17 protein-coding genes are annotated in these 16,336 nt (G+C 63.8%); 7 read left to right on the top strand and 10 right to left on the bottom strand.

The window, feature by feature from the left end; all coding sequences use genetic code 11:
- Nucleotides 1–10 precede the first annotated feature (10 nt).
- From ACFOW7_RS10045 to argJ, 3 genes are all read right to left on the bottom strand, one after another.
- Entirely contained in the window at nucleotides 11–964 is a 954-nt protein-coding gene (locus tag ACFOW7_RS10045; RefSeq protein ID WP_378163715.1) for a hypothetical protein, read from the bottom strand.
- Between the two features lie 95 nt (nucleotides 965–1,059).
- The gene (locus ACFOW7_RS10050; RefSeq protein WP_378163718.1) at nucleotides 1,060–1,908 is read right to left on the bottom strand and encodes an ATP-binding protein; all 849 of its coding nucleotides are present in this window, start codon (nucleotides 1,906–1,908) and stop codon (nucleotides 1,060–1,062) included.
- Nucleotides 1,909–2,095: 187 nt separating this feature from the next.
- Nucleotides 2,096–3,322: a bifunctional glutamate N-acetyltransferase/amino-acid acetyltransferase ArgJ gene (gene argJ, locus ACFOW7_RS10055; protein WP_378163721.1), complete on the bottom strand. Its 1,227-nt coding sequence runs from the start codon at nucleotides 3,320–3,322 to the stop codon at nucleotides 2,096–2,098.
- Between the two features lie 285 nt (nucleotides 3,323–3,607).
- On the opposite strand from argJ, the gene ACFOW7_RS10060 reads away from it, so the two are divergent.
- Nucleotides 3,608–4,189 carry a DUF2087 domain-containing protein gene (locus tag ACFOW7_RS10060; protein WP_378163723.1) on the top strand — a complete coding sequence of 194 codons (582 nt, stop codon included), beginning with the start codon at nucleotides 3,608–3,610 and terminating at the stop codon, nucleotides 4,187–4,189.
- Between the two features lie 107 nt (nucleotides 4,190–4,296).
- Nucleotides 4,297–4,455, top strand: a complete 159-nt coding sequence (locus tag ACFOW7_RS10065) for a hypothetical protein (RefSeq protein WP_378163725.1) — start codon at nucleotides 4,297–4,299, stop codon at nucleotides 4,453–4,455.
- A 312-nt stretch (nucleotides 4,456–4,767) separates the two neighbouring features.
- Here ACFOW7_RS10065 and mutY read toward each other — a convergent pair whose 3' ends face one another.
- The 7 genes from mutY to ACFOW7_RS10100 form a co-directional block, all read right to left on the bottom strand.
- A complete protein-coding gene (gene mutY, locus ACFOW7_RS10070; protein ID WP_378163727.1) occupies nucleotides 4,768–5,835 on the bottom strand; it encodes an A/G-specific adenine glycosylase in 1,068 nt (355 codons plus the stop codon).
- Nucleotides 5,836–5,955: 120 nt separating this feature from the next.
- Entirely contained in the window at nucleotides 5,956–6,303 is a 348-nt protein-coding gene (locus tag ACFOW7_RS10075) for a DUF5684 domain-containing protein (RefSeq protein ID WP_378163729.1), read from the bottom strand.
- Nucleotides 6,304–6,367: 64 nt separating this feature from the next.
- Nucleotides 6,368–6,619 (bottom strand): hypothetical protein, encoded by a 252-nt coding sequence (locus ACFOW7_RS10080; RefSeq protein WP_378163731.1) that lies wholly within the window; start codon nucleotides 6,617–6,619, stop codon nucleotides 6,368–6,370.
- Between the two features lie 44 nt (nucleotides 6,620–6,663).
- Nucleotides 6,664–8,277, bottom strand: a complete 1,614-nt coding sequence (locus ACFOW7_RS10085) for a methyl-accepting chemotaxis protein (RefSeq protein ID WP_378163733.1) — start codon at nucleotides 8,275–8,277, stop codon at nucleotides 6,664–6,666.
- A gap of 369 nt (nucleotides 8,278–8,646) precedes the next feature.
- Entirely contained in the window at nucleotides 8,647–9,714 is a 1,068-nt protein-coding gene (gene mnmA, locus ACFOW7_RS10090; protein ID WP_378163735.1) for a tRNA 2-thiouridine(34) synthase MnmA, read from the bottom strand.
- Nucleotides 9,715–9,718: 4 nt separating this feature from the next.
- Nucleotides 9,719–10,237 carry an NUDIX domain-containing protein gene (locus ACFOW7_RS10095; RefSeq protein WP_378163737.1) on the bottom strand — a complete coding sequence of 173 codons (519 nt, stop codon included), beginning with the start codon at nucleotides 10,235–10,237 and terminating at the stop codon, nucleotides 9,719–9,721.
- 295 nt (nucleotides 10,238–10,532) lie between these two features.
- Nucleotides 10,533–10,739 (bottom strand): hypothetical protein, encoded by a 207-nt coding sequence (locus ACFOW7_RS10100; RefSeq protein WP_378163739.1) that lies wholly within the window; start codon nucleotides 10,737–10,739, stop codon nucleotides 10,533–10,535.
- A gap of 274 nt (nucleotides 10,740–11,013) precedes the next feature.
- Here ACFOW7_RS10100 and ACFOW7_RS10105 point away from each other — a divergent pair, with 274 nt between their 5' ends.
- The 5 genes from ACFOW7_RS10105 (at nucleotide 11,014) to ACFOW7_RS10125 (ending at nucleotide 16,307) form a co-directional block, all read left to right on the top strand.
- Nucleotides 11,014–11,892: a BadF/BadG/BcrA/BcrD ATPase family protein gene (locus ACFOW7_RS10105; RefSeq protein ID WP_378163741.1), complete on the top strand. Its 879-nt coding sequence runs from the start codon at nucleotides 11,014–11,016 to the stop codon at nucleotides 11,890–11,892.
- The gene (locus tag ACFOW7_RS10110; RefSeq protein WP_378163743.1) at nucleotides 11,885–12,631 is read left to right on the top strand and encodes a GntR family transcriptional regulator; all 747 of its coding nucleotides are present in this window, start codon (nucleotides 11,885–11,887) and stop codon (nucleotides 12,629–12,631) included. The genes ACFOW7_RS10105 and ACFOW7_RS10110 overlap by 8 nt, the downstream gene beginning before the upstream one ends.
- 15 nt (nucleotides 12,632–12,646) lie before the next feature.
- The gene (gene nagA / locus ACFOW7_RS10115; protein ID WP_378163745.1) at nucleotides 12,647–13,759 is read left to right on the top strand and encodes an N-acetylglucosamine-6-phosphate deacetylase; all 1,113 of its coding nucleotides are present in this window, start codon (nucleotides 12,647–12,649) and stop codon (nucleotides 13,757–13,759) included.
- Nucleotides 13,737–14,759, top strand: coding sequence for an SIS domain-containing protein (locus ACFOW7_RS10120; protein WP_378163747.1), 1,023 nt, complete (start codon nucleotides 13,737–13,739; stop codon nucleotides 14,757–14,759). Before nagA ends, ACFOW7_RS10120 begins: the two co-directional genes overlap by 23 nt.
- A gap of 282 nt (nucleotides 14,760–15,041) precedes the next feature.
- A complete protein-coding gene (locus ACFOW7_RS10125) occupies nucleotides 15,042–16,307 on the top strand; it encodes an extracellular solute-binding protein (RefSeq protein WP_378163749.1) in 1,266 nt (421 codons plus the stop codon).
- Nucleotides 16,308–16,336 lie beyond the last annotated feature (29 nt).

A 16,336-nucleotide genomic window follows, 5' to 3' on the forward strand; every position in this document is an offset into this window, starting at 1 on the left:
CGCCCTTCCCTTACTTTGCCGGCGCCACCTTGGGCTCGGACGCACCGGCTGCCGGTTCGGCAGCCGGCTTGGTGCTGACATCGGGAACTGCCGGCTTGGCCGGGCGGGTCAGGGTAAAGCGGCGGCTGAGGAAGTCGAGCGCCAGCACGGTGTCGTTGATGCCGGCCAGTCCCATGGCGCCGCGATGGCCGTCCTGGAACCACCACATATCGGAACTCTTGTCGCAGTACAGCACAGGCGCCTTATTGAGCGTCACGCCCGCCAGGCTCGCGCTCATCGACGACGGGGCCTGATAGCAGTGCTGTTGCCGGCCCCAGAACAGGGTCGGGAAGGCAAATACCAGATCGGGCCGATCGACGCCGGTGGCGGTCGGCCACAGCTTGCGGTCGACGGCCAGACCCATCGGGCCCATACCGGTATCGAACATCATCTTGAGCGGCTGATTGTCCGGCCCCTGCAAGGTCATCACGATCTGGCCGCCACGGCCTTGCTTGCGCCAGTCAAACGGCTGGCCCTGGCCCTTGAGGGTCGCCTTGGGCTCGAAACGCCAGCGGCCCTGCAGCAGATCGAGGGTCAGCGTGCCCTTGGCGAACAGATCGTTGCCCAGTGTCCCGATCACCCCGCACTGCTTGTCGCGGGCGGTGCCGATCACCGATTCCATCCGGGCCTTGAGCTTAAGGCTGCGGTCGCCGATGTCGAGCTTGAATTCGGCCTCGTCGCCCGGAATCTTGCGTTGCAGCCAATGCTCGGCGGTGCGGCGGAAGATGGTGGTGTCGCCGGCACCGGCGTCGAGCTTCATCTTGCAGTCCACGCCATCCACCTTGACGTCGATCAGGATGGCGGCCTTATCGGTGAAATACGGTTCGGCCTGGAAAGGCATCCAGGTAAAGGACTGCCAGCCCGGCGCCTCGTCGGCATGGGCGACGGCGGCCAGGGCGAGGGTAGAAGCGAGCAGATAACGCATGGGAAATCTCTACAGGAAATAGCTATTGGACAAGAGGGAACGATTGGAGCGAGCCCGGCCCGGAAAAATCCATCGCCGCAGAAAAAACTTGGCCGCTATGCCTCGCGGCCGGCGCGGTCGCGGGCAAACTGCCACGCCACCCGACCGGAGCGGGCACCGCGCGCCAAGGCCCAGTTGAGGGCGGCCCGCTCGATTTCCGGGTTCCAGGCAGGACAGCCGAATTCGGCCAGCCAGTGGCGCGCGGCCGCTAGGTAGGCGTCCTGGTCAAAGGCATAGAAAGTCAACCAGAGGCCAAAGCGCTCGGACAGGCTGATCTTTTCTTCGACCGCCTCGTGCGGATGGATTTCGCCATCCTGATGACGGGTACGGGCATTGTCGTCGAAATATTCCGGCATCAGATGACGCCGGTTCGAGGTGGCATAGACCAGCACATTGTCGGGCGCCGCCACCACCGAGCCGTCGAGCACCGACTTCAGCGCCTTGTAGCCGGCGTCGCCCTCTTCAAACGACAGATCGTCGCAAAACACAATAAAGCGCTCGGGGCGACCGGCCAGCAAGGCCACCAGCTCGGGCAGATCGACCAGATCGGCCTTATCGACCTCGATCAGGCGCAGGCCGGCCTGTTCCAGTTCATGCCAGACCGCCTTGACCAGCGAGGATTTACCGGTGCCGCGCGCGCCGGTCAGCAGCACATTATTGGCCGAGCGGCCGGCGGCGAACTGGCGGGTATTGCGCACCATCTCGGCCTTCTGCGGCTCGATATGCTGCAAATCCTCCAGGCGGATACGGTGCGGTGCAGCCACGGCTTCGAGCCAACCGACCCGGCTGCCCAGCACATCCTTCTTACGCCAGCGAAATGCGTGGGCGCGCCAGTCGGGCGACTGGTCGAGCGGCGGCAGCAGGACTTCGAGACGGCGCAGCAGCAGTTCGATGCGATCCAACATAAGGGCTCCTTGGCGCGGCATGACTGGGTGCAGACCCCGTCTCCGACGGCTCCTCCTGGAAGGGAGAGCACCCTCCCCTTGCTGTCCGCCCGAACCTCAGCGTGACTGGACACGGACGGAGCCTTATCGCGCTTTGCGGCTAAGGCGGTTGACCAGCGAAGAGCCTGGATACGAGGTGGCAGACGGGTCAGCTCCGGTAGTCGGCGTTGATCTTGACGTAGTCGTAGGAGAAATCGCAGCTCCAGACCGTGGCCGTGGCATCGCCCCGGTTGAGCATCACCCGCACCAGAATCTCGGGCTCGCGCATCACGCGCTGGCCGTCCTCTTCGCGATAGTCGGGGTGACGGCCGCCTTGATGGGCGACCAGCACGTCGTCGAGGTAGAGATCGACCTGGTCAACATCGAGGTCGCTGATGCCGGCGTAGCCGATGGCAGCCAGGATACGGCCCAGATTGGGGTCGGAAGCAAAGAAGGCCGTCTTGACCAGCGGCGAGCGGCCGATGGCGTAGCCGACGGCTTTGCATTCCTGATGGTCGCGGCCGCCTTCGACCTGGATGGTCATGAATTTGGTCGCGCCTTCGCCATCGCGCACGATGGCTTGCGCCAACTGCTGCGCCAAGGCAGTGACGGCGTCGCGCAAGGCCAGATAGTCGGCGCTGTCGGCATTGTCGATCTGCGGGCCCGCGCGATGGCTGGCGATCAGGATAAAGGAATCGTTGGTCGAGGTATCGCCATCGATGGTGATGCTATTGAACGAGCGGTCTGCCGCGTAGCGGACCAGGTCCTGCAGCAGCGACGGCGCCACCCGGGCGTCGGTCGCGATATAGCCCAGCATGGTGGCCATATTGGGGTGGATCATGCCGGCGCCCTTGGCGATACCGGTGATGGTGATGGTGTCACCGCCCAGTGGCAGCTGCACGCTGGCAGCTTTGGGCAAGGTATCGGTGGTCATGATCGCTTCGGCGGCCTCGGCCCAGTTGGCCGGTGCCAGCGCAGCCACGGCCTCGGGCAGGGCGGAGCAGATCTTGTCGGCCGGCAGCGGCTCAAGGATCACCCCGGTGGAAAACGGCAGAACGGCCTGGCGTTGGCAATCGAGCAATCCGGCCAGCGTGTCGCACACTTCGAGCGCCCGATGGCGGCCATCGAGGCCGGTGCCGGCGTTGGCATTGCCGGTATTGACCACCAGCGCCCGCACGGGCTTGCCGCTGGCCAGATGCTCACGGCACAGATGGACGGGCGCGGCACAGAAGCGATTGAGGGTAAACACGCCAGCCACCTGGGCACCGTCGTCGAGCCGCATCACCAACACGTCCTTGCGTCCCGGCCGTTTGATACCGGCCGAAGCGATGCCGAGCGTCACGCCGGCAACAGGATGGAGGGAAGCGGGATCGGGCGCGGTCAGGCTGACTGGCATGGCGGTATTCCTGGAACTTGAGTGGATGAGAAAAGGCAAAGCGGCGTCGCGGACACGAAGCACGCTATTGTAGCCCAAGCCAGACAGCGGTCTTGGCAAAAGCGGCGCAATCGCGTATGGTTTTTCGGCTCGGTCGGCAGTTCACCCAGGCGTCGCCGCCCCGCAAGGGGAGCTAAACCTGCCATTGGCCTTATGCAAGTTACTCGACGCGCAATCCTGTGCCGCGTCGGAAGCCGGCGACCACCGACACCCGCTCCGGGTAGGCACCTCATTGAGGATTAGCCCATGTCCAGACTTGCCATCCCCTTCCACAGCGACGATATCTCGGCGCTGGCCCGTTCCCTCTGCCAACAACTCGAACAGCTCGGCCAGTTGCCGGGCCATCTGCAGATGCTCAATATGCTGGCGCGCGCCAGCGGCCATCGTAATTTCCAGAGTCTGCGCGCCGCGCCGCTCGAACGCCCGGCGCCGGTCGGCTCGCTTCCCGCTCCGGCGCCCGCGCCCATCGCGGCCACCCCCAAACCCACCCCCTCGCTCAGCCGCCAGCTCGAGCGCTATTTCGATGCCGAAGGCCGGCTGCTGCGCTGGCCGTCCAAGTTTTCGCACCAGGAACCCTGTCTGTGGGTGCTGTGGTCGCGCCTGCCTGCCCGGCGCACCTTCAATGAAGCCGAAGTCAACGGCTTGATCAAACCGCAACATCATTTCGGCGATCATGTGCTGCTGCGGCGCGAGCTGTGCAATTACGGTCTGCTGAGCCGGACGCTCGATGGCCGCATCTATCACCGGGTGGAACGACAACCGACCGCCGAAATGCTGCAACTGATCCGCACCATGGCGGCGCGGATGGAAGCCGTGAAGCAAAGTTAAAATCTTGAGACACCTTCTCGCAAGGAAGGTAGCCTTTTATAAAGAAAAATAAATCATTGATGCAAACCGCCGCTTAACAGCGGCGGTCTTTGTCATAGGACTAGGATATGTCTCCGCTCACCTTCTGCGCCGGCCGTCGCAGCCGGCCTGCCGCCGGGCCGTCTTCCAGCGTGGCCGCCCCGACACCGGCCCCGGCCGCCAGTCCTGCCCCGGCGACCCAGACCGATCCACCTTCGATATGGCGGCCCAGGTCGCCGACCTCGTAGCACCGTCCCCGTCACGGCCGTCCGCCATCATTGACTTGGAGACGCGTGCCGCCACTTGGCAGCTAGCGCATTTCCAGCCAATCCGGCGTCGGCGTATCCGGACCTCAAAGCACAGGCGTACAGCGCTTCACCAGGCTTAGCGGCGATGCCGGTTTAAAGGGAAATGCCCTAGCGCAACTCCGTCCGGTCTACAGCGCTGACAGTGTCTATCGGCCTGACGCCCAGTGTCCGAACAATCGGACGCCAGGTCCTGCGGCCATGGGCTGCCATCCCTGTGACTTGGGATGGACACCAGGCCGAAGCCAGATCGGCTCAGTCCTCCTCGAACAGCCGCGGGCTGCCCTGGTCGAGCAGCAGGCGGCGCACGGGAGTGGGAATCCCAGCTGCCAGTGCCGCAGCTGGCTCCAGCCAGGTCAGCGCCTGCTCGCGCAGGCTGCTCGCGCCGACGACCGTGCAGTATTGCGGCGTAATGGTCAGGCGATAGTGGGTGAAGACATGGACAAAGGGTGCAAGCCGGCTGCCCGTGGCCACTTGCAGACCGAAGCGCTCGCGGCAGTAGTCAAGCGGGTCGTCTTCAGGCGGCATCTCGGGCAGGCTCCACAGCCCGCCCCAGATGCCGCTCGGCGGCCGCTTTTCCAGCAACAGCCGGCTGCCGTCGCGGACCAGCAGCATCACCGTGGCCTTCTCGGGAATCGTCTTTTTCGGCTTGCGGGTCGGCAAATCGGCCGTGCGACCCTCGGCATAGGCGCGGCAGTCGCGTTGCAGCGGGCAGCGCTGGCAGTCGGGCCGGCTGCGGCGGCAGATGGTGGCGCCCAAGTCCATCATGCCCTGGGTATAGGCGGGCATCTCCTCGGCACTCAGCGGCAACAGCGACTCGGCCAATTGCCAGAGACGCTGCTCGATCGCCCGCTCGCCCGGAAAGCCTTCGATGCCGGCCCAGCGTGTCAGCACCCGTTTGACATTGCCGTCGAGAATGGCCGTCCGCTCGCCAAAGCAGAACGAAGCAATCGCCGCCGCCGTCGAGCGGCCGATGCCGGGCAGGCTTTCCAGCTCGGCGGCAGCGGTGGGCATCTGCCCGCCGAAGCGCTCGACCACGGCCTGGGCTGCCGCATGCAGATTGCGGGCACGGCTGTAGTAGCCAAGGCCGGCCCAGAGCGCCAGCACTTGATCCACTTGGGCGGCGGCCAGCGCCGTGACGGTCGGGAAACGTTCGATAAAGCGGTGGTAATAGGGCACCACCGTCGTGACCTGGGTCTGCTGCAACATGATTTCAGACAGCCAGACCCGGTAGGGATCGCGACACTGCCAAGGCAGGTCGTGGCGGCCATGGCCGCGTTGCCAGCGCACCAGGCGCTCGGCAAAGGAAGACAGATCGCTCATCGTGAATCGCGCCAAAACCGCCTTGTTACCCCGCGCTGTCGCTGACGTCAAGCAAAGCAAAACGGGACGCCAGGCGTCCCGTTTGTCTGTCTGGCCGGAGCAGTTCCGGACTGGTGCCGATCAGGCGTCGGGATTATAGGTAGCGTCACCAAAGCCCAGAATCGGGTAGAAAATAAAGCCCAGCAGAATCAGCCCCACGGCGAACAATCCGCTCTTGCCGAATTTACGGGCGATATCAATGGAAGTGATGATGGCCACGATAAGGCCGACGAACGGAATAAGAAACAGGATCAACCACCAGCCCGGCCGCTTGGCAATCTGCAACAGCACATACAGGTTGTAGAACGGAATCAGCACCGCCCAGCCCGGCTGGCCGGCCTTGACGTAGACCTTCCACATCCCGGCAATAAAGGCCACGATGACTGCCACATAAACCAGACCAATGATCAAACCAAAAATCGTGTCCATCTGTTTTTTCTCCCTGAGAGGACTTTACTGCCATGCACAAAAAACGCCGGTCTATTGATCGGCGTCACGCTTGCCAGAAAATCAATTCCGCCGGGTACGCAACCGGCGGAAAATCCGTAAAACGGTGAATAACTCTAGCATGGCTAAAGCCGCCTTCCACGCCAGCCAAATTACCAAGCCCGCCGCCTTCTTCATGGCGGCATTTCATTTTTGGACCAGTAAATAAGTATTGACGAATAAAGCTATCGGGAAAGGTTTTTGGCAGTTCAACAGTCCGCACAAAAAATAAAGTTACTGGTCTTTTGGATGCCAGCAACTGTGCTGAGAAAGGCCTGAAAATAAAATATTCTCCGGCCCAACCTAAATTCGGTAGCGTTCGACCACGCTCTGCATCCGATCGGACAGGGTCTTGAGTTCATCGGCCGCAGTCGAGGTATTGGCTGCCGCCGAACTGGCTTCTTCCGACATCTGGGCGATCCGCTCGACCAATTGGGCAATATTTACGCTCGCCGCGCTTTGTTCACGGATCGCGCGCGAAATATCGCCGACCACCACCACCACCCGATCGGAGCCCTGGCGGATTTTCTGGATCGCCATCCCGGTTTCCTCGGCCTTGGCCACTCCGCTGCCGACCCGGTCCACCACTTCGCGCATCCGCGCCACGGCCGCGTCGGCGCTTTGCTGGATCGACCCGATCAGCTTGCCGATTTCCTGGGTCGATACCGAGGTGCGCTCGGCGAGCTTGCGCACCTCATCAGCCACCACGGCAAAACCGCGTCCCTGCTCACCGGCCCGGGCCGCTTCGATGGCAGCATTGAGCGCCAGCAGATTGGTCTGGTCGGCCACTTCCTTGATCACATTGACCACCGCGCTGATATTGCTGCTCTCACGCGCCAGCGCATCGATCTGGGCGGCGGCGTCGTGCACGGTGTTGGCGATGGTATTGATTTCCGCGACGGTCGCGTCGATCACCTGGGCGCCTTCGTCGGCGATCCGGCCCGATTGGCGCGATTCGTTGTCGGCTTCACCGGCCCGGTCGGCCACATGGTTGATGCTGACCGTGACCTGTTCGACCGTGGCCGCCATATTGGAGGCCGCCTCGCTTGCCGCCGACGAGTTGCCCGACATCTCGCGCGAGGTCGAGGCCATCATATCGGCCTGACGTGCCACACCGGCCGCCTGGCTCGACAGCTCGCGCAGGCTCTGTTGCCAGGTATCGAGCAGCCGGTTGAAGGCCGCCACCGTCATGCCGACCTCATCACGGCTCTGCACCGGTACGCGCTGGGTGAAATCGAGTTCCTTGCCGATCCGCTCGACGGTCTTCTCCATCACCGCCAGCGGTACTTTGACTGCGCGGAAAATCAGGGTGCCGAACAGGGTCAAGCCGATCACCGCCACCAGGATCACCCCGCCGAAAATCCCGAGCGAGCGGCTATAGACCTGATCGACGCTGGCGGCGGTCGTCTCGACCATCCGCACGTTATAGGCAGTCGATTGCTTCAAGGCGGCCTCGAGTACCTGGGCCGTCGGCATCACCTTGCCGTAGAGCGCCGCCTGGGCCAGATCGGCCTTGCCTTCGCTCGAATTCTTGAGCGCCTCGTCATAGGCGACCAGATAGGTTTCAAACGCTTTTTTGAGGGTCTGGTAGTTGCTGCGGTCGGTGTCGTCCGTCACCAGATTGCTGTAGCCCTCGACCACCGCACTGGCCCGGTCACGCGCTTCCTTGACCTTGTCGTTGAAGGCGTTCTTGAGGTCCACATCCTGTTCCATGATGTGCGACAGCAGCAAGGTGCGCATATCGCGATAAGCGGTGCCGATATCGCCCATGGCCTGCATGCTGGGCAGGATGGCATTGGTCATGTGCAGCATCTCAGTCTTGACCCGCTGAAATGCCCCCACGCCCGTACCACCCACCACCAATAGCGCCACGATTGCCAGCGCCAGCATCATGATCAGTCGTTTGCCTATCGTCATCTTCACGTCCCTGCCTGCAATGGCTCGGCGCGGCCACGGGCGTGGCCCCTACCCTAACTCTTGATATGGCAGGCCGAAGCGAAGTGCAAGCCGAAGCCGCGTGGGGCGGATCGGTTGAGCCGGTAATCAGATATAAAGGACATCAAGCGGAATTTTCATTTATTACTTAGTAGAAAGATCCGCTTGATCTGAGTGTGAAGGGAAGGGTGAATTGTTTTTTCCGAACCGAAATGCCAGATAGAGTCTGGCATTCAGTTCACCCGCGAATCGAAGGCCAGGCAGGGAATTCAAATTCTTCCACCAGAAAACCTTCCAGTCTCACAGTATTTATCCTGCCAAATAAAGCGCTTCTCGCCTGATGGATTCGCGTCAAAGAATAATGCCGCCGCCGAGGCAGACCGGGCCGTCGTACAGCACCAGCGACTGGCCGGGTGTCACGGCCCATTGCGCTGAGTCGAAGCGGACTTCGAGCCGGCCGTCTTCGACTGCTGCGATCTCGCAGGCCGCATCCTGCTGACGGTAGCGGGTCTTGGCGCTGTAGCGGCCCGGTGGCGGCGGCTGATCGGCCACCCAGGACAACTGGCCGGCAGTCAGCCGCTCGGACAGCAGCAGCGGATGGTCATGGCCTTGCACCACGATCAGCTCGTTATTGGCCATATCCTTGGCCGCCACATACCAGGGCTCGCCCGGGCCGCCGATAGCGAGGCCCTGGCGCTGGCCCAGGGTGTAATACATCAGCCCCATATGCTCGCCGAGCCGGCGGCCTTCGGGGGTGCGCATCAGACCGGGGCTGCGCGGCAGATAGCGGTTCAGGAATTCGCGGAACGGCCGCTCGCCGATAAAGCAGATGCCGGTTGAATCCTTCTTGGCATGGTTGGGCAGGCCCAGCGCGGCCGCCTGGCTGCGCACTTCGGTCTTGTGGAGCGCACCCAGCGGGAACAGCGCTCTGGAGACCTGGAACTGGCTCAGGCGATAAAGGAAATAGCTCTGGTCCTTGCCCGGATCGGCGCCGCGCAGCAGCCGGGTGCGGCCGTCCCGATCGAGATCGATGGCGGCGTAATGACCGGTGGCGATCTTCTCGGCGCCCAGGCCGATGGCGTAGTCGAGAAACGCCTTGAACTTGATTTCGGCGTTGCAGAGCACATCGGGATTGGGGGTGCGGCCAGCCTGGTATTCGGCGAGGAAATAGCTGAATACCCGCTCCTTGTATTCGCCGGCGAAATTCACCAGTTCGATATCGATACCGAGCAGATCGGCCACGGCGATGGCATCGCGCGAGTCTTCCTTGATCGAGCAGTATTGATCGTCGTTGTCGTCCTCCCAGTTCTGCATGAAGACGCCAATGACATCGTGGCCCTGCGACTTGAGCAGTGCCGCAGCGACCGAAGAATCGACGCCGCCGGACAGGCCGACGACGATGCGGGAAGCGCTGGACATGGTCTCAACCTTTCGGATAGTGGCGCACGAGTTCAAGCGGGAAACGCCGCCCGGCGCGCAGATCGTCGATACATTGCAGCACCAGCGGGCTGCGGTGGCGGTCGCGGCAGGCCAGGACTTCGTCGTAGCTGAGCCAGACGGCGCGCACGATGCCCTGATCAAGTGGTCTGGCCGGCAGCGTCGGGAATTCCTGGGCGAAGGCCGTGCTGACCGTATCGACCGGGGTGGCCGGGGTCAGCAGGTCGGCGGCATAGGCAAAGCGCAGATAGTCGAGCGTGGGGTCGGTGGGCGGCGACCATTGATAGATGCCCACCAGCGCCGTCGGCCGCACTTCGCACCACGTCTCTTCGCGCGCTTCGCGGGCCGCTGCGGCCAGCAGCGACTCGTCGGGGTCGAGATGGCCGGCTGGCTGGTTGAACTGGCGGCCGTGCGGAGTTTCCTCCTCGACCAGCAGATAACGGCCGGCGTGCTCCAGCACGACGGCAACGGTGACATTGGGTTTCCAGCGCAGGGGATCGGCCATGGGAAAGCAGCTAGGCGGCGAATAAACCAGCGATTTTACCATCGCCGACCGGGGCAGCCACTTGGCCGATCAGGCGCCGCAAAACTTGCCCAACGGCGGGTCCGACCTGCGTGAACCAGACAGGTGACACTACGGCAGAAAAACAGGAACGGCGCGGGAGTGACCAGAAGGCGGCACCAGTGGAGGAAGCGGTGCAGTGGAGGCATCGGGACCGATGCGATGGGGAGAAACGGAACAGCCAACAATGACAAAGGGCGGTCGGAACCGCCCTTCGCGCAGAAAGCGAGGCGAAGAATTACTGAGCCTTCTTCTCTTCAGCCTTCTTTTCTTCGGCCTTCTTCTCTTCTTTCTTTTCGGCCTTCTTTTCGGCCTTCTTGTCAGCCTTGGCTTCGGCCTTCGGGGCTTCAGCGGCGGCGGCCTTGGGGGCTTCGGCCTTCGGGGCTTCGTTGGCGAAAGCGACGGTAGCGAACAGGCCAGCGATCAGGGCAGCGATCAGTTTCATGTTTTTGTCCTTCAGACAAGTATTGTTGGAACGGTAGAGTGTTGCGGACGGCATGATCCAGCAACGCGCGGCATTTTAGGTGGGTTAGCCAGGATTGCAAGCTCCATCGCATTAAATGCCCGCGTCATGAGATATGGCCGTTGCATTTTTACCCACCCCGATTGCCAGCACAGCAGTCTTCCAACAGGAGCATTAGCTTGACACCTGTTCAAAGTGGTATCAAACTTGTATTGCAATTTCGCATAAATATAAATCAGGCGGAGCAGCGGGTCCGATGAGCACGACGGTCGATTTCCTGATTGGGGTGGATGGCGGCGGCAGTGGCTGCCGGCTGGCCATCGCCGGCCCCGACGGTCGTGAGCTGATCCGCAGCCAGGGCGGCCCGGCCGGTCTGGCGCTCGGTATCGACACCGCCTGGCGGGCCATTCTGGACGCGATCGGGCAAGCCTTCGCCCAACTGGGCCACCCCGACTGGCAGTTCGAGCACTGCGCGATCGGCCTCGGACTCGCCGGCGTCCACCACGCCGCCTGGGCCGAGGCGTTCGCGCAGCAGGCGCCCGCCTTTGCCGCGCTCGCGCTGCGCGACGACGGCGTCACCACCTTGCTTGGTGCCCATCATGGCGAGCCGGGCGCGATCATCGCGATCGGTACCGGCGTGATCGGCCAGGCCTGGTTCGGCGGCGAGGACTACCGCACCGTGTCAGGCTGGGGCTTTCCCAGCGGTGACGAAGGCAGCGGCGCCTGGCTCGGTCTGCGCGCGGTGCAGGCGACCCAGAAGGCACTCGATGGTCGTGCGCCGTTCGGGCCGCTGAGTCAGGCGGTACTGGCCCAGGTCGGCGGCAAGCGCGAATCGCTGCTGGGCTGGCAAGCCCACGCCAATCAGACCACTTACGCACAACTCTCACCCCTTGTCCTGCAACACGGGTCCAATGACCCGACTGCGCTGGCACTCCTGTCCCAGGCTGGCAGCGAGATCGCTGCCGTCGCGACCGCCTTGGACCCCGAACGGCGCCTTCCGCTGGCATTATGTGGCGGCCTGGCCGAAGCGCTGGGACCATGGCTGCCGGCCGAATTGCGCAGCCGAGTCCAACCGGCGCATGGCGACGCCGTCGCCGGCGCCCTGTCCCTGATTCGAGGAGTGTTGCGTGGATAAAGCACGGATTGACGCCCTGGCGGCGTTGAAACCAGATAGCGAGAGCAGTACCCCGCTCTACCTACAGGTGGCGAGCAAGCTCTCCAGTGCCATCGGTGCCGGCCTGTGGCAGGCCGACGAGGCGCTGCCCTCGGAACGGATGCTGTGCGAGCTGCTGGGCGTGTCGCGCGTCACAGCCCGCAAAGCCATCGATGTGCTGTTCGAACAAGGTCTGATCGTGCGCCGCCAGGGCTCTGGCACCTATATCGCCCCGCGGCTGGTGCAGCCGCTGTCGCGCCTGACCAGCTTCAGCGAGGAAATCCGCAATCGCGGCTTCAACCCCGCTTCGGCCTGGCTCAGCCGCGAAGTCGGCATCGCCACCCAGGAAGAAGTACTGCGGCTTGGCCTGTCGCCGGCGGCCCAGGTGGCCCGTCTCAAGCGTCTGCGCACGGCCGACGGCGTTGCGATGGCCTTCGAGACCAGCACCTTGCCCGTGGCCTATCTCAACGAACCGACCCAGGTCAACGACTCGCTCTACAGCTATCTCGACGCCCGCCATACCCCGGTGGTGCGGGCCTTGCAGCATATCAAGGCCATCAATGCCAGCGACGAGATCGCCCGGTTGGTCGGCATCACCCCGGGCACCGCCATGCTGATGATTACCCGCATCGGCTATCTAGAAAACAATCTGCCAATCGAGTTAACCAACTCATATTGTCGTAATGATTACTACGACTTTATTGCAGAGCTACGTCGATAAGAAGAAGAAAAAATCATGCAAAGCATTTTCGGCAATCTGTTGACTCCCGACGGCTGGTATCAAGGCCGGCTGCGCTTTGAGGAGCGGATCGCCGCGCTGGATGCCTTTCCGGCCGATCCCGACGCCAACGACGCCGACTATATCGTGCCAGGCTTTATTGATCTGCATGTGCACGGCGGCGGCGGCCGCGATGTGATGGAAGGCGGCGACGCGCTCGATACCGTGGCGGGCCTCCATGTACGCCACGGCACCACCAGCCTCCTGGCCACCACCATGACCGCGCCCCGGCCCGAGATCGAAAACGCGCTGCGCGCGGTGGGCGCCGCCATGGTGCAGCGCCGGCCCGGCAGCGCCCGGGTGCTCGGCGTCCATCTGGAAGGGCCGTATATCAATCCGGGCAAGCTGGGCGCCCAGCCCAACTTCGCCCGCGACGGCATCGAAGACGAAATCGACAGCTTTGCCGCGCTCGCCCCGCTGCGCGTCTTGACGCTGGCGCCCGAGGTGCAGGGCCATCTGGCCTTGATCCGCCATCTGAGCGCACGCGGCATCCGGGTCCAGCTGGGCCATACGCTGGGCAGCTACGAGGACGGGGTCGCGGCGCTCGCTCACGGCGCCACCGGCTTTACCCATCTCTTCAATGCCATGACCGGCCTGCAGCATCGCGAACCCGGCATCGTCGGCGCGGCGCTGGCGCACGCCCAATTCGCCGAGCTGATCCCCGATCTGCTCCATGTCCACCCGGGCGCGATCCGGGCGGCGCTGCGCGCGATTCCCAAGCTCTACTGCGTCACCGACTCCACCGCCGCCGCCGGCATGCCCGATGGCGAATACAAGCTCGGCCGCCATACCGTCACCAAATGCCTGGGCGGGGTGCGCCTGCCCGACGGCACGCTGGCCGGTTCGACCCTGACCATGGACCAGGCGCTGCGCAATCTGGTCCAGCTCGGGCTCGGGCTCGATGAGGCGGTGGCGCGGCTATCCACCTATCCAGCCGATTTCCTGGGCCTGGCCGATCGTGGCCGGCTGGTCGCGGGGGCCTGGGCCGATCTGGTCGTGTTCGACCGTCAACTGCGGCTCAAGGCCGTCTATGTCGAAGGAGAAGCGATTGCACTCGCGGATGTGGCTTGAAACCCATGAAGCCCCGGCAACATTGGCGCGCCAGGGACGCCTGCACGATGAACGCTTCGCCGCGCTGGGCGAGCGGCTGCGCGCGGCACCGCCCCGGGCGGTGGTGACGGTCGGGCGCGGCAGTTCCGACCATGCGGCGGCCTATCTGGGCTATCTGACCATGGCCCGGCTCGGCCGGCTGGCCGTCTCGCTGCCGATGTCGCTGGTGACGCTGTATGAAGCACCGCTCGATGTGGCGGGCACGCTGGCCGTCGCCGTGTCGCAATCGGGCCGCAGCCCCGATGTGGTCGAGCCGATCCGCCATTTCCGCGCCGGCGGCGCCGAGACGGTGGCGCTGGTCAACGATACCGCCTCGCCGCTCAGTCAGGCCGCCGCCTGGAGCTTCGGCCTCGAAGCCGGGCCCGAATACGCCGTCGCCGCCACCAAAAGCTATATCGCTAGCCTTGGCGCCGCTGCCCGGCTGGTGGCGCACTGGCAGAACGACCAGAGCCTGCTCGCGGCGCTCGACGAACTTCCGGTGGCCCTCGAAGCCGCCCTGTCGGTCGACTGGTCCGAAGCGGTCGAGCGGCTGCAACACAGCGACCGGCTGATGACGGTCGGGCGCGGCCTGACCCTGCCGATCGCCCTCGAAGCCGCGCTCAAATGCAAGGAAACCGCTGCGATCCAGGCCGAAGCGTTCTCGGGTGCCGAGATCAAGCACGGCCCGATGGCCTTGATCGAGCACGGCTACCCGCTGCTGATCTTCGCCACCCGAGGCCCGGCCCAGGCCAGCCTGCGCCAGACCGCCGCCGAGATGCGCCGTCGCGGGGCCCAGGTATTGCTGGCGGCACCGGCCGACGTGGCCGAGCGCGATCTGACGCTGCCGCTTGCGCCCGTTGCTGAACTCGACCCGCTCACGGCCATCACCGCCTTCTACCCGATGGTGGAAGCCCTGGCGCGGGCACGCGGGCTCGATCCGGACCAGCCGCGCCATCTCGACAAGGTGACGCTGACGCGCTAGCGCCCAGCCGATTCGGCCTCAGCGTGTCCGATCCGCCAAGCACCGGCGCGTCACACCGAGCCAGGCGGCGTGGCGTTGAACGGACAGGCCATAAAGGTCAGATGAAACTTTTAGGCAATCCACCCTCAAGATAGAAAGCGGAAAACAAAAGAAATCTATATAAATCGGCAAATCTTGCGTCCTTGCGGACGCCCAGAAACGCCGAACGTGCCCTACCCGCTATATGCCCCAGGTCGCGAGCCGGACGCCGGTTCGCCCACCACAAGAAGAGAGAGGAAGACCATGCAAGGAAAATCGTTTGCACGCGGCCTGCTGCTGGCGGCCGGGCTGCTGGTATCGGCCGAAGCATTGGCCGACAAGCCGCAACTCGAAGTCTGGACGATGAGCCTGTCGCCCAAGTTCAACGACTACTTCAAGCAGTTGATCAGCCGCTATAACGCGGCCAATCCGGCGGTCGAATGGCGCTGGGTCGATTATCCGTGGGATGTGATCCAGACCAAGTTCACCGCCGCCGTGGCAGCCGGCCGGCCGCCCGCGCTGGTCAACCTCAATGTGCCGTGGGCCTACGACTACAAGCAGGACAATCTGATCCAGCCGCTCGACCAGTGGGTCGACAAGAGCCAGTACACCGAAGGGGCGATCCGCGACGTGACCTTCGACGGCAAGGTCTATGCCTTTCCGCACTACAACGGCGCCAATGTGATCGCCTTCAATACCGAGCTGTTCAGGAAAGCCGGGCTCGATCCGGCCAAGCCGCCGCAAAGCCTCGATCAGCAATTGGCCTACGCCAAGCAGATCAAGGCCAAGACTGGGGTAGCCGGCTTTGCCCCGGCAATCGGCCCGACCAAGATCGAAGGCTTCTTTATGCAGGAAGGGCTCGATGTGGTGAAGGATGGCCGCGCCGTGTTCAACTCGCCGCGCCATGTCGAACTGCTGCGCAAGCTCGCCGACGCGTATAAGTCGGGCGCGCTGTTCCGCAACAATCTGTTTGCCCAGGACAATTTCCAGGTATCGATGGCGGCCTACAACAGCGGTCAGATGGCCATGCTGGTATCGACCCCGACCTCGCTGACCCGGGTGCGCGACGATGCCCCGGCCATCTACAAGATCACCGACGTGGCCGGCGCCCCGCTTGGCCCCACCCGGATCGCTTCGGGTGGCTGGATGTTCAACTTTGCCGTGGCACGCAATGTCGATCCCAAGCTCCTGCCTGAGATCGGCAAGTTCGGCAGCTATCTGACCAACGCCGACAACCAGCTCGCCTTCTCCAAACAGGCTGGCACCCTGCCGACGGCCAAGAAGACCGCGGCCGACCCGTTCTTCCAGTCGCTGCCGGCCAACGCCGGTGCGGTCGAGAAAGGTCTGGCGGTGGCGGCCCGCCATCTCGACAACACCCGGACCGTGTTCCTGGCCGGCGTGAAGGATGCCGAGTTGCTGTCCAACCGTCTGGCTGCTGCGGTCGAGCAGGCGGTGACGGGGCGCAAGGAACCCCAGGCGGCGCTCAATGAAGCGGTGGCGTTCTGGAACCAGAAACTGGCGGCCAAATAGACGCCCTGACGGCGCGCCCCAGGCGGGCG

Origin of the sequence: Chitinimonas lacunae, assembly GCF_042650885.1 — a bacterium.
Lineage (GTDB): Bacteria > Pseudomonadota > Gammaproteobacteria > Burkholderiales > Chitinimonadaceae > Chitinimonas_A > Chitinimonas_A lacunae.